General features: G+C 68.1%; 1 protein-coding gene. It reads right to left on the minus strand.

The genetic code is table 11. The features are described from left to right. Window positions 1-317, minus strand: a 317-nt coding sequence (locus tag EN846_RS34280) for an efflux RND transporter permease subunit (protein WP_135928141.1), incomplete at both ends; no start/stop codon positions are given.

The following is a 317-nucleotide window of genomic DNA, read 5'->3' on the forward strand; positions in this document are numbered from 1 at the left end:
CCCGGTGCCACGTTGAACGACACGGTCACCGCCGGCAGTTGCTGTTGGTGGCTGACCACCAGCGGCGCACTGCTGACCTTGCCTTCGGCCAGCGCAGACAACGGGATGATGTTGCCGGCGCCGACGGTGATGCCGGTGTTCTGCGCGCCGATGCCGGTGGCGGTCGACGAGTTGGACGAGGTGACCTGGCCGAAGCTGGTGGCGTTGGTGCCGGTCAGCGCGCCGGCGCCGTTGGAGGCCACCGCCAGCTGATCCATCAACGCGGTGCTGGTGCGGAACTCCGGCGCCACTTCCAGCACCACGCGATACTGGTTGAG

This window comes from Mesorhizobium sp. M4B.F.Ca.ET.203.01.1.1 (genome assembly GCF_004791025.1).
Classification (GTDB): domain Bacteria; phylum Pseudomonadota; class Alphaproteobacteria; order Rhizobiales; family Rhizobiaceae; genus Mesorhizobium; species Mesorhizobium abyssinicae.